Raw genomic sequence first — 12,460 nt, forward strand, 5'->3', positions numbered from 1 at the left:
GTAGGCCTCAGCCCAGCTCGGCTATCACCTCGGCGGCCTCGGTGAAGGCGGTGTTGGCGGCGGGAACGCCGGCGTAGATCGCCGTCTGCATCAGCACCTCCTTCAGCTCCTCCTGGGTGAAGCCGCCTTGCTCCAGCCCGGCGCGGACGTGGAGGCGGAACTCCTCCCAGCGCGCCAGGCTGGCGCAGATGGCCAGCACCAAGAGACGGCGTGTCCGGTGATCCAGGCCTGGCCGGCCCCAGATCTCGTTCCAGGCATAGCGGGTGATCATCGCCTGATAGTCGGCGGTGAAAGCCGTGCGCTTGGCGAGGGACTTGTCGACCCAGGCGTCGCCCAAAACCTTGCGGCGGGTTTCCAGCCCCGCCTCGAACAGCGTGTCCTTGGCCTCGCGCACGGCGCCGCCGCGTCGGACTTCGCGCAAGAAGTCTCGCACCGCGCCGGCGAGCGCCGTGGGGGCTTCCAGGCTGGGCAGATGCGCGCCGCCGATCTCGACGTGACGCGCGTTCGCGACCGCGGCGACGATGCGCTCGCCATGGCCTTCATAGGGCGTGGCGAGGTCCTTGGCGCCGGTGACTACCAGGGTCGGGGCGGCGATGGTCGGCAGGCGCTCCAGCAGGGCCATGTCGCGGATGGCCGCCCCGCAGCCGCAATAACCGTCGGGGTTCTGGGCCAGCATGCCAGCGCTCACCGTCTCGACGACTTCGGGGTGCTGGGCGCGGAAGCTTTCCGAGAAGAACCGGCCCATCACCGGCTCGACCAACGGCGTCATGCCTTCCTTGCGGATCAGCGCCAGCCGTTGGTCCCACACGGTGGGGTCCATGGCCGGCGAGGTGCAGGCTAGCACCAGCGCCTCGACGCGTCGCGGCGCCTTGGCCGCCAGAGCCATGGCGATCATGCCGCCGAGCGAGGTGCCGCAGACGCTGGCCTTGTCGGCGCCGGCGGCGCCCATCACCGCCAGCACATCGTCCGCGAGAAGGTCGAGGCTGTAGTCGCCGGCCGGCGCGTCCGAGGCGCCGTGGCCGCGCGTGTCCATGCGGATGACGCGGAAGTCCGGGGTCAGCAGCGGAACGACCGGGTCGTACAGGGACAGGTCCGTGCCGATCGAGGTCAGCAGCACAAGCGCCGGCTTGTCGGCCGAGCCGTCCTGACGCCAGTAAAGCCGCGCGCCGTGCGAAATTGCGAAGGGCATCAGCGATCCTTTTCGTAGTCGGCCAGGGCCTGATCGACGAGCGCCAGGCTCTCGCCTACGTCGGCTCCGACCTGGGCCGCGACGAGGTTGGCGGCCATGCGGGCCGTGTCGACCTCAAGGCCCTCGATGACGGCGAGCATCGCCGCCAGCGCGCCATGTGTCAGTTGGAAGAGCTCGGCCAGCACCGGCGCTTCGGCCTGCCACCCGCCGAGGCCGCGCTCGTGCTGCTGGGGCAAGGCCGAGACTATGGTCGCGGCCAAGTGGGGCGCGCGGATGGCCGCCGACAGGGCCACTTGGCAACCGGTTGGATTGCGCTTGTGGGCCATGGCCGAGGAGCCGCCCCGTCCGGGTTGGCGCGGCTCGAACGCTTCGGCGACCTCGACTTGCGCTAGCAGGGCGATGTCGCTGGCGATCTTGCCGACCGCGCCCGTCAGGATCGCCAGGGCCGAGCCGAGACCGGCCAGACTTTGCCGCTCGGCGTGCCAGGGGAGGGCGGCCTGGAGGCCCAAGCGCTGCGCCAGGCGCTCGGCAAGAGCCGCCCCCTGTCCATCGAGCCCCGCGCGCGATCCGGCGGCGCCGCCGAACTGCAGGCGGATGGCGGCGGTCTCGCGCTCGAACCGGTCGAGCGCTCCGGCCACGCCCGACAACCAGGTCGAGACCTTCAGGCCAAAGGTGATGGGCAGGGCGGCCTGCAGCAGCGTCCGGCCCAGCATCGGCGTCGATCTGTGTGTGCGAGCCAGGGTCGCGAGAGCGTCGGCGAGCCGTCGGGCGTCGCGCTGGATCAGCGCCGCCCCATCGCGGGCCTGTAGCATCAGGGCTGTGTCGGCAAGATCCTGACTGGTCGCGCCCTTGTGGACATGCGCCGCCGCCTTGGGCGTCACCCGCGCTCGCAGGCGCTCAACCAGCGGAATGGCCAGCGTCCCAGCATGAGCTGCGGCGTCCGCCAGCTCCTGGATGTCGAACGGCTCCGCGCAGGCCTCGGCGATCGCCTTGGCGTCGCCTTGCGGGATCATGCCAAGCTCGCCCTGGGCCAAGGCGAGTTGCGCCTCGAACGCCAGAGCGGCCTTCAAAAGTGCCTCGTCGCCGAACACGGCCAGCATTTCCGGCGTCGAGGCCGGTCGGTCGCGCAGCAGGGAAGGCAAGGGCGGGCGACTCCGTTCAGCGTCAGATGTCGAAGAAGACCGTTTCGCCTTCGCCTTGCAAGATGATGTCGAAGCGCCAGACGGCGGCGCCGTCTTCTTCGCCGATCCGCCGGGCGACCAGCGTGTCGCGGCGCTCAGCCGGCACGAGGGCGAGGATCTCATCGCCGGCGTTGGCGGCGTCGCCCTCGAAATAGGCCCGCGTGACCAGGCGTTTCAGCAGGCCGCGACCAAAGACGCCCACGGCGATGTGCGGCGCATGGCCGTCGCCGATCGAGCCTGGCCGGACGGTCCGGAAGCGGTAGACGCCGTCTTCGCTTGTCGAGGAGCGGCCAAAGCCGATGAAATCCGTATTGCCCTGCGCATAGCGGCCGGTCGCATCGGCCTGCCAGATCTCGACCATGGCGTCGGGAATGACCTGGCCGTCAGCGTCGATCACCGCGCCTTCCAGCACGATCGTCTCGCCCGCGATCTCGCCCTTTGGGCTGGGGGAGGCCAGCACGTAGTGTTCGGGCGGCATCAGCTCGGGGCGCGCTCCGATCTCGCTGGTCCCCACCAGGTCGGCGCCGCCCTTCCACGGCAGGCCGTAGTGGAAGAAGGGGCCGACCGTCTGCCAAGGCGTCTGGCCGAAGATCGCCGGATCCTGGTTGTCCTGGCGCGGGGCGGGGCGGGCTTGTTCGGGGGTCATTGGCCGTTCTCGAAAGGCGTGGCGTCGCGGCCGCGCAGGACGATGTCGAAGACGTAGCCCAGGGCCCAGTTGGGCTCGGTCGTCTCGAGGTCGAAACGCGAGACCATCCGCTGGCGGTAGGGCATGGGGACGGCGTTGGCGATCGGGTCGATCTCGATCAGCGGGTCGTCCGGGAAGTACATCTGGGTGACCAGCCGGGTGGCGAAGGCCGGGCCCAGCAGCGACAGGTGGATATGCGACGGGCGCCAGGCGTTCTTGTGGTTTCGCCAGGGATAGGCGCCAGGGCGAACCGAGATGAACCGATAGCGGCCCTCGGCGTCGGTGATCACCCGCCCGGCGCCGGTGAAGTTCGGGTCCAGCGGCGCGTCCCACTGGTCCTTCTTATGGATGTAGCGGCCGGCGGCGTTGGCCTGCCAGACCTCGACCACCGTGTGGGGGACGGGGCGGCCGTCCTCATCCACCACGCGGCCCGAGACCACGATCCGCTGACCCAGGGGCGCGCCCTTGTGCTGGGTCGTCAGGTCCGCCATCGACTCGCCCATCAGTCGGGACCAGGCGTTCGCCGGCCCGGTGGTCTCGGTCAGCGTGTGGGGAATCCTGATCAGCGGCTCGCGCGGCGAGCGCGCGACGGTTGAGGCGTAGTCCGGATAGAGCGAGGGCGGCTGGCCCGCGTCTTCTCGCCGATAGGAACCAGGCAGGATCAGGCTCATGGAGATCTCCTAGAGGCGCTCGAACGCGAGGGCGGCGCCCTGGCCGACGCCGATGCAGAGGGTGGCGAGGCCGCGCTTGCCCCCGGTCGCTTCCAACTGGCGCAGGCCGGTGAGGACCAGACGCGCGCCCGAGGCACCGAGCGGATGGCCCAGAGCGATGGCGCCGCCGTTGGCGTTCACGTGCGCGCCGTCATCCGGCAGTCCCAGCTGGCGCAGAACCGCCAGGCCCTGGGCGGCGAAGGCCTCGTTCAGTTCGACGGCGTCGAAGTCGCCGATCGAGAGACCCGTCTTGGCCAGCAGCTTGCGGACCGCCGGGACCGGGCCGACGCCCATCACGCGCGGCGGTACGCCGGCCGTGGCGTAGCCTGTGACGCGCGCGCGGGGTGTTAGTCCATGACGTTTCACGGCCTCTTCGGAGGCCACGATCAGGGCCACCGCGCCGTCGTTGACGCCCGAGGCGTTGCCGGCCGTGACCGTGCCGCCTTCGCGGACGACGGGCTTCAGCTTGGCGAGGGCTTCCAAGGTGGTCTCGCGGGGATGTTCGTCGCGATCCACGATCGTCGGGCCGGCCTTGCCAGGGATCTCGACAGGGGTGATCTCGCCCGCCAGGAAACCGTTGGCCTGTGCGGTGGCCGCCCGCTGCTGGCTGCGCAGGGCGAAGGCGTCCTGGTCCTCGCGGCTGACCCCATAGTCGGTGGCGACGTTCTCGGCCGTCTCGGGCATGGAGTCGACGCCATAGGCCTTGCGCATGGCCGGGTTCACGAAACGCCAGCCAATCGTGGTGTCGTAGATCTCGGCGTTGCGCGAGAAGGCGCTGTCGGCCTTGCCCATCACGAACGGCGCGCGGCTCATGCTCTCGACGCCGCCGGCGATGACGAGGTCGTTCTGGCCGGATAGGACAGCGCGCGCGGCGTAGCCGACGGCCTCCAGACCCGAGGCGCAAAGCCGGTTGACGGTGACGCCCGGGACCTCGACCGGATAGCCGGCCAGCAACAGGGCCATGCGGGCGACATTGCGGTTGTCCTCGCCCGCCTGGTTGGCGCAGCCCATCACCACCTCGTCGACGGCCGAGAGGTCGAGGCCGGGATTGCGCGCGGCTAGCGCCTTCAGCGGGATCGCCGCCAAGTCGTCGGCCCGCACCTTGGCCAGCGCGCCGCCGTAGCGGCCGATCGGCGTGCGGATCCCGTCACAGATATAGGCGGTGGTCATGCGAAAGCTCCCGCGTCGAAATCGGCCTCGGTCTTGGCCTTGATCTCGTCGAGGGTGACGCCCGGAGCGAGCTCGATCAACGTCAGGCCGCCGCCTTTCCGATCCAGGTCGAAGACGCAGAGATCGGTGATGACCATGTCGACGCAGGCGGCGCCGGTCAGGGGGAGGGCGCAGCGCTTGAGGACCTTGCTCTGGCCGGCCTTGTTGGCGTGGTCCATGACCACGATGACGCGCTTGACGCCGGCCACCAGGTCCATGGCCCCGCCCATGCCCTTCACCATCTTGCCGGGGATCGTCCAGTTGGCGATGTCGCCGTTCTGGGCCACCTCCATCGCGCCCAGCACCGTCAGGTCGATGTGCCCGCCGCGGATCATGGCGAAGCTCTGGGCGCTGTCGAAGAAGCTGGAGGTCGGCAGCTTGGTGATCGTCTGCTTGCCGGCGTTGATCAGGTCGGGATCGGCCTCGCCCTCATAGGGGAAGGGACCCATGCCCAGCATGCCGTTCTCGCTCTGCAGGGTGACATGGACGCCCTCGGGAATGTGGTTGGCCACCAGGGTCGGAATGCCGATGCCCAGGTTGACGTAGAAGCCGTCCTTCAGCTCGCGGGCGGCGCGGGCCGCCATCTCGTCACGGGTCCAGGCCATTACACAGTCTCCCGAGGACGGGTGGTCAGTTTCTCGATGCGCTTTTCGTTGATGGTCGACTTGATGATGCGGTCGACATAGATGCCGGGGGTGTGGATCGCGTTGGCGTCCAACTCGCCCGCCTCGACGATCTCCTCGACCTCGACGATCGTCACCTTGCCCGCCGTGGCCATGACCGGGTTGAAGTTGCGGGCCGTCATCCGGAACATCAGGTTGCCTTCCGGATCGGCCTTCCACGCCTTGACGATGGCGAGATCCGCGCGCAGCCAGGTCTCGCGCACGTACTGTTCGCCCTCGAAGGTCTCGACCGGCTTGCCCTCGGCCACGACCGTGCCGACGCCGGTCTTGGTGTAGAAGGCCGGGATGCCGGCGCCGCCGGCCCGGATACGCTCGGCCAGGGTGCCCTGCGGGTTCAGCTCCAGCTCCAGCTCGCCCGACAGATAGAGCTGCTCGAACAGCTTGTTCTCGCCCACGTACGACGAGATCATCTTCCGGATCTGGCCGTTGTTCAGCAGCATCCACAGGCCGAAGCCGTCGGCGCCGCAGTTGTTGCTGATCACGGTCAGGCCTTTGACGCCCGTCTCCTTCAGCGCAGGGATCAGGGTCTCGGGATTGCCCGACAGGCCAAAGCCTCCGGACATCAGGGTCATGCCGTCGAAGACGACGCCCTCCAGGGCCGCGGCGGCGCTCTCGTAGATCTTGCTCTTCATGCTTGCTCCGAAGCCTCCTAGACCAGCGGGAGGCCGACGTAATTTTCGGCGAGGGTGACCTGGGCGGCGCGCGAACCGCGCATGTACGCGAGCTCGGCGACCTGCATCTTGCGGTCGAAGCCGTCGCGGTCGGGGAAGCGGTGGGTCAGGCTGGTGAACCACCAGGAGAAACGTTCGGCCTTCCAGACGCGGGCGAGCGCCCGGGCTGAATAGCCGTCGAGGCCGGCGCTTGAGCCCTCCAGGTAGTGCTCGGTCAGGGCCTCGCCCAACATGATCACGTCCGAGGCGGCCAGGTTCAGGCCCTTGGCCCCGGTCGGCGGCACGATGTGGGCGGCGTCGCCGGCCAGGAAGAGGCGGCCATGGCGCATGGGCTCGCTGACGAAGCTGCGCAGCGGCGCGATCGACTTCTCGAATGAGGCCCCGCGCGTCACCCGCGATCCAGCCTCCGGACCTAGTCGCAGGCAGAGCTCGTCCCAGAACCGCTCGTCGCTCCAGTCCTCGATCCGCTCGTCGAGGCCGCACTGGATGTAGTAGCGGCTGCGGGTGGGCGAGCGCATCGAGGCCAAGGCGAAGCCGCGTTCGTGGTTGGAGTAGATCAGCTCGTGGTCACAGGGCGGCACGTCGGCGAGCACGCCCAGCCAGCCGAACGGGTAGACGCGCTCGAAGGTCTTCAGCACATCCGCGGGGATCGTGGCGCGGCTGACGCCATGATAGCCGTCGCAGCCGGCGATGAAGTCGCAATCCAGTCGCTGCTCCGCGCCGTCCTTGCGCCAGGTGATGTAGGGTTTGGCGCCGTCGATCTCGTGCAGGGCGACGTCTTCGGCGTCGAAGATGATCCGCACGCCGCGCGGCTCGGCCGCATCGAAAAGGTCCTTCATGACCTCCTGCTGGCCATAGACCATCACCGTCGAACCGCCGGTCAGCTCGGACATGTCGATGCGGAAGAGGTCGCCGTCGGAAGCGATGTTCGTGCCGGTGTGGACCAGCCCCTCGGCGCGCATGCGCTCGCCCAGGCCCAGTTCGTTCATCAGGTCGACCGTGACCTGCTCCAGAACGCCGGCGCGGACGCGGCCTTCCACATATTCGCGGTCGCGGCGCTCCAGGACGACCGCGTCGAGGCCCGCCCGCCGCAGCAGATGGGCTAGAAGCAACCCCGCCGGTCCCGCGCCGATGATGGCGACCTGTGTGCGCATGTGGTCCTCGTCTCCGCCCTGGCGCCGCTCTGGGGCGACTTGGCGGCAGAGTGCGGGTTGAACGGCGTGCTGGGGATGGACAGAGTTGCCGAAAAGTTGGACTTTTCGGCCAGTGACGCCAGCGCGCGAACACTAATCAGGAGCGCTCCAGGTGCCCGACAGTTCAGCAATTCCTAGCTTCTTCCTGTTCGGCGAGCCGCTGAAGACGGTGCAGGGCAAGTTCATCCATCTCGAGGAGTTGGACGATCGAACAAGGCCCAATAATTGGAACATACGCGCGCACGCGCATACGGACCTCAACCACGTCTTCCACATCTCAGCCGGCGGCGGGGTGATGCATGTCGATGACGAGACCATCGCCTTCGCCGCGCCCTGCCTGCTGCTGGTCCCCTCTGGCCGGGTGCACGGCTTCGCCTACGAGGTTGAGACGGCGGGCTCGGTGCTGACCATCGCCGACAGCTATCTGCGCGACCTGACCGCGCGAGAGCCGGCCTTCGCCAGCCTGTTCCGCGCGCCTCGGCAGACGCCGCTGGACGCCCGCTCGCGCGTCGCCGCTTCCCTGTCCGAATTGTCGCGCGAGCTGGTCTGGACCGCGCCGGGCGGCGGGGCCGCGGCCGAGGCCCATCTGCTGACCATCCTGGTCGAGGCGCTGCGCCGTCAGGTGCAGGACGAGGCCGTCGGTCCGGCTCTGCGGGGCGGCCACATCGCGCTGGTGGCCCGCTTCCGCGAACTGGTCGAGGCGCATTATCGGGAAGGCCTCCCGATGGAGACCTACGCCCGCAAGCTGGGGGTGGCCTTGCCGCGGCTCAGGGCCGCCTGCATGCGCGCCGCCGGCGCCTCGCCGCTACGCTTGGTGCAGGACCGCCTCATGCTGGAGGCCAAGCGGGCGCTGCTCTACTCGAACATGACGATCGCGGAGGTTGGCTATCACCTCGGCTTCGAGGACCCGGCCTATTTCTCGCGGTTCTTCACCAAGGCCGAAGGGCGATCGCCCAAGCGTTACCGGCTGGATCGGGCGGCGCGAGCTTCACCGCTGGCGGCCTGACAATCGTTTGAAGCACACCGGTATTGTGACTTGTCAGCATTGTTTGCCTGGCATACAAAGTGAGCGGCATACGAATAATTCGCGCGGAACAACGCGCTGCGCCGTCCAAGGGAAGGAACGATCATGAGCTCGACCCAAGCCGTCTTTGAGCGCCTCGACCCGATCACCGGCGCGGTCGCCACGACCTCTGTCGCCATGACCTCCGATCAAGCCCGCGCCGCCGCCGACGCCGCCCAAGCGGCCCTGCCGGCTTGGAGCGCCTTGGGGCCGAACGCCCGCCGCGCCCTGCTGTACAAGGCCGCCGAGCAGCTTGAGGCCCGCGCTGAGGCCTTCGTCCAGGCGATGATGGGCGAGATTGGCGCGACCGAAGGCTGGGCGCGCTTCAACCTTATGCTGGCCGCCTCGATGGTGCGCGAGGCCGCCTCACTAACCACCCAGATCAACGGCGAGGTCATTCCGTCCGACAAGCCCGGCTGCCTAGCCATGGCGGTGCGCGAGCCGGTGGGCGTGATCCTGGGCATCGCGCCCTGGAACGCCCCGATCATCCTGGGCGTGCGCGCGGTCGCCACGCCGCTGGCCTGCGGCAACACGGTTGTCCTGAAGGCCTCGGAGAGCTGCCCGCGAACCCACGGTCTGATCGCCGAAGCCTTTGAGGCGGCGGGTCTTCCCAAGGGTGCCCTGTCGATCGTCACCAATGCGCCCAAGGACGCGGGCGAGATCGTCGGCGCCCTGATCGACCACCCGGCGGTGCGCCGCATCAACTTCACGGGCTCGACGGCCGTCGGCAAGATCATCGCCAAGCGCGCGGCCGAGCATCTGAAGCCGGTGCTGCTGGAGCTGGGCGGCAAGGCGCCCCTGATCGTCCTGGAGGACGCCGACCTCGACGAGGCGGTCAAGGCGGCCGCCTTCGGGGCCTTCATGAACCAGGGCCAGATCTGCATGTCGACCGAGCGGATCATCGTGGTCGACGCCGTCGCCGACGCCTTCGTCCAAAAGTTCGCCGCCAAGGCCGCCAGCCTGGCCGTCGGCGATCCGCGCGAGGGCAAGACCCCGTTGGGCGCGGTGGTGGATCTGAAGACCGTTACTCACGTCCAAGGCCTGGTCGCCGACGCCGTGGCGGCGGGCGCGGTGCAGGTGGCGGGCGGCGAGGCCAAGGGCGTGCTGATGCCGGCCACCGTGGTCGACAAGGTCACGCCCGACATGCGCCTGTTCCGCGAAGAAAGCTTTGGTCCCGTCGTCGGCGTCATCCGCGCCCGCGACGAAGAACACGCCATCGCCCTGGCCAATGACACCGAATACGGCCTGTCGGCTTCGGTCTTCACCCGCGACATCGCGCGCGGCTTGAAGGTCGCCCGGCGCATCCAGTCGGGCATCTGTCACGTCAACGGCCCGACCGTTCATGACGAGGCTCAGATGCCGTTCGGCGGGGTCAAGGCTTCCGGCTACGGCCGCTTCGGCGGCAAGGCCGGCATCGACGCCTTCACCGAGCTGCGCTGGATCACGGTCGAGACGCAAGCCGGCCACTTCCCGATCTGACGCGCCGCGCGTCGCCCTTCTTTCTGTTCAAGGACTAGACATGACCAAAGCCGACGACACCGTCACCTTCCGGGTCGAGAACCGCATCGCCTGGGTGAAGTTCAACCGTCCGGACAAGCGCAACTGCATGAGCCCGACCCTCAACCGGCGGATGATGCAGGTGCTGGACGAGCTGGAATTCCGCGACGACGTCGGCGTTCTGGTGCTGACCGGCGAGGGCTCGGCCTGGTCCGCCGGCATGGACCTCAAGGAATACTTCCGCGAGACCGAGGCCCTGGGCTTGGGCGCGACCCGTCAGGCCCAGCGCGAGTCCTACGGCTGGTGGCGGCGCCTGCGTTGGTACCAGAAGCCGACGATCGCCATGGTCAACGGCTGGTGCTTCGGCGGCGGCTACGGCCCGCTCTATTCCTGCGACCTGGCGATCGCCGCCGACGAGGCGCAGTTCGCCCTCTCGGAGATCAACTGGGGCATCCTGCCCGGCGGCGGCGCCACCAAGATCGTGGTCGACCTGATGCCGCTGCGCGACGCCATGTACCACGCCATGACCGGCGAGCTGATCGACGGTCAGAAGGCCGCCGCTTGGCGCCTGGTCAACGAGAGCGTGCCGCTGGAGCGTCTGGAGGCCCGCGTTCGCGAACTGGCCGAGGTTCTGCTGAAGAAAAACCCTGTGGCGCTCAAGGCCACGAAGGACGCGATCCGGCGGGTCAAGGAGATGACCTACGACAACGCCGAGGACTATCTGGTGCGCGCCCAGGAGGCGGCCAACTCGTTCGACAACGAGGGGCGCAAGGAAGGCATCAAGCAGTTCATCGACGACAAGACCTACAAGCCAGGGCTCGGGGCCTACAATCTCGCCAAATAGAGCGAGCGGGCTTCGGGGGGGAAACAACAAGGAAGGCGAGAGCCGATGACGCCGACGGACCACGTCGCTCTCCAGGCGCGCCTGCAGCCCGACCGGCCAGCGGCCGTTGATCTGGCGAGCGGACGTTCCTGGACCTATGCCGAACTGGACGGGGCCATCGCGCGCGCCGTCCGCGTGTTGCGTCAACGTGGCTTAGGGGAGGGCGACCGCCTCGCCACCCTCGCGCGCAACCGGGTGCTGCTCGCGGTCCTTCACCTGGCGTGCGCACGGCTGGGCGTGATGTTCGTTCCACTCAACTGGCGCCTTTCGCCGGCCGAGGTCGCGGCCCTCGTGGAGGACGCGGCGCCGGCCCTGACGGTTGGTGACGGCCTTTTGGCGGCCGCGGGTCTCCAGGGGCTTGATCTCGACGTCTTGCAGGCCGAGATCGACGCGGCCGAACCTGAGACGGCGGTGCGACCTGACCGCGAGCGCCCTTCGCTAATCCTCTACACGTCCGGCACCTCGGGCCGTCCCAAGGGCGCGATGCTCTCCGAGCGCAACCTTGACCAGACGGCCGTCAACTTCGGCCGCCTTGGCAAGGTGACGCACGAGAGCGTCTTCCTGGTCGATGCGCCGATGTTCCACATCATCGGCTTGATCACCTCGATCCGGCCGGTGCTGATGCACGGCGGGACAATCCTGGTGTCGGACGGTTTCGAGCCGGGCCGGACGCTGGCGCGGCTTGGCGATCCCGCCTTGGGCGTGACCCACTATTTCTGCGTGCCGCAGATGGCCGCCATGCTGCGGGCGCAGCCGGCCTTCGACGCCTCGGCGCTGAAGCGGCTGACCGCAATCTTCACCGGCGGCGCGCCGCACCCGGCCTCCGATATCCGCGCCTGGCTGGCGCAGGGCGTTCCGGTGGTCGATGGCTATGGCATGAGCGAGGCGGGGACCGTGTTCGGCATGCCGGCCGATGCGGCCTTGATCGACGCGCGAGCCGGGTCGGCTGGCCTGCCCATGCCCGCGGTGTTCACCCGCATCGTCGACGATCAGGACAACGATTGCCCGCCGGGTGTTCCGGGCGAGCTGCTGCTGAAGGGCGACAACGTCTTCCTCGGCTACTGGCGGCGGCCCGATGAAACCGCCCGCGCCTTTACCGAGGACGGCTGGTTCCGCACTGGCGACATCGCCCAGGCCGACGCAGAGGGCTATCACTGGCTGGTCGATCGCAAGAAGGACATGTTCATCTCGGGCGGTGAGAACGTCTATCCCGCCGAGATCGAGGCGGCGCTGGCCGACCATCCAACGATCGTCGAATGTGCGGTCGTCGGCGTGCCCGACGCGCAATGGGGCGAGGTCGGCCATCTGGTGGCGACTTGTCGTGAGGGGGCGGCGTTGGAGCTGGCCGAGGTGCTGGCCCATCTCGAAAGCCGGCTGGCGCGCTACAAGCTTCCCAAGGGACTGACCCTGGTCGCCGCCTTGCCCCGCACCGCCTCGGGCAAGATCCTAAAGACCGTTCTGCGAGAGCGCCTGATCGCCGAACAGGCCTGACGCCG

At 68.6% G+C, this 12,460-nt stretch carries 12 protein-coding genes; 4 read left to right on the forward strand and 8 right to left on the reverse strand.

The annotated features are described in order from the left end of the window. Window positions 1–7: 7 nt before the first annotated feature. Genes pcaD through pobA form a run of 8 tightly spaced genes read right to left on the reverse strand, consistent with a single transcriptional unit; the run spans window position 8 to window position 7,482 of the window. Window positions 8–1,189, reverse strand: coding sequence for a 3-oxoadipate enol-lactonase (gene pcaD, locus CSW60_RS00515; protein ID WP_099535181.1), 1,182 nt, complete (start codon window positions 1,187–1,189; stop codon window positions 8–10). Continuing rightward, the gene (gene pcaB, locus CSW60_RS00520) at window positions 1,189–2,331 is read right to left on the reverse strand and encodes a 3-carboxy-cis,cis-muconate cycloisomerase (RefSeq protein WP_099535183.1); all 1,143 of its coding nucleotides are present in this window, start codon (window positions 2,329–2,331) and stop codon (window positions 1,189–1,191) included. Before pcaB ends, pcaD begins: the two co-directional genes overlap by 1 nt. 22 nt (window positions 2,332–2,353) lie before the next feature. Next, complete coding sequence (pcaG, locus tag CSW60_RS00525) at window positions 2,354–3,016, reverse strand: protocatechuate 3,4-dioxygenase subunit alpha (RefSeq protein WP_099535185.1); 663 nt, start codon at window positions 3,014–3,016, stop codon at window positions 2,354–2,356. Further along, window positions 3,013–3,726, reverse strand: coding sequence for a protocatechuate 3,4-dioxygenase subunit beta (gene pcaH / locus CSW60_RS00530; RefSeq protein WP_369800996.1), 714 nt, complete (start codon window positions 3,724–3,726; stop codon window positions 3,013–3,015). Before pcaH ends, pcaG begins: the two co-directional genes overlap by 4 nt. Before the next feature lie 9 nt (window positions 3,727–3,735). Next, complete coding sequence (gene pcaF / locus CSW60_RS00535) at window positions 3,736–4,935, reverse strand: 3-oxoadipyl-CoA thiolase (protein WP_099535187.1); 1,200 nt, start codon at window positions 4,933–4,935, stop codon at window positions 3,736–3,738. After that, window positions 4,932–5,579 carry a CoA transferase subunit B gene (locus CSW60_RS00540; RefSeq protein ID WP_013079462.1) on the reverse strand — a complete coding sequence of 216 codons (648 nt, stop codon included), beginning with the start codon at window positions 5,577–5,579 and terminating at the stop codon, window positions 4,932–4,934. Before CSW60_RS00540 ends, pcaF begins: the two co-directional genes overlap by 4 nt. Continuing rightward, window positions 5,579–6,289, reverse strand: coding sequence for a CoA transferase subunit A (locus tag CSW60_RS00545; RefSeq protein WP_099535189.1), 711 nt, complete (start codon window positions 6,287–6,289; stop codon window positions 5,579–5,581). The genes CSW60_RS00540 and CSW60_RS00545 overlap by 1 nt, the downstream gene beginning before the upstream one ends. Window positions 6,290–6,306: 17 nt before the next feature. Next, entirely contained in the window at window positions 6,307–7,482 is a 1,176-nt protein-coding gene (gene pobA, locus CSW60_RS00550) for a 4-hydroxybenzoate 3-monooxygenase (RefSeq protein WP_099535191.1), read from the reverse strand. A 151-nt stretch (window positions 7,483–7,633) separates the two neighbouring features. On the opposite strand from pobA, the gene CSW60_RS00555 reads away from it, so the two are divergent. The 4 genes from CSW60_RS00555 to CSW60_RS00570 all read left to right on the forward strand — a co-directional run bounded on the left by CSW60_RS00555 (window position 7,634) and on the right by CSW60_RS00570 (window position 12,455). Beyond that, entirely contained in the window at window positions 7,634–8,527 is an 894-nt protein-coding gene (locus CSW60_RS00555) for a helix-turn-helix domain-containing protein (RefSeq protein WP_099535193.1), read from the forward strand. Between the two features lie 123 nt (window positions 8,528–8,650). After that, on the forward strand, window positions 8,651–10,063 hold the full coding sequence (locus CSW60_RS00560) for an aldehyde dehydrogenase (RefSeq protein ID WP_099535195.1): 1,413 nt from the start codon (window positions 8,651–8,653) through the stop codon (window positions 10,061–10,063). 40 nt (window positions 10,064–10,103) lie between these two features. After that, complete coding sequence (locus CSW60_RS00565; RefSeq protein WP_099535197.1) at window positions 10,104–10,925, forward strand: p-hydroxycinnamoyl CoA hydratase/lyase; 822 nt, start codon at window positions 10,104–10,106, stop codon at window positions 10,923–10,925. Window positions 10,926–10,970: 45 nt separating this feature from the next. After that, window positions 10,971–12,455, forward strand: coding sequence for an AMP-binding protein (locus CSW60_RS00570; RefSeq protein ID WP_099535199.1), 1,485 nt, complete (start codon window positions 10,971–10,973; stop codon window positions 12,453–12,455). The last annotated feature ends 5 nt before the right edge of the window (window positions 12,456–12,460 follow it).

It is taken from the genome of Caulobacter sp. X, assembly GCF_002742635.1.
Classification (GTDB): Bacteria; Pseudomonadota; Alphaproteobacteria; order Caulobacterales; family Caulobacteraceae; genus Caulobacter.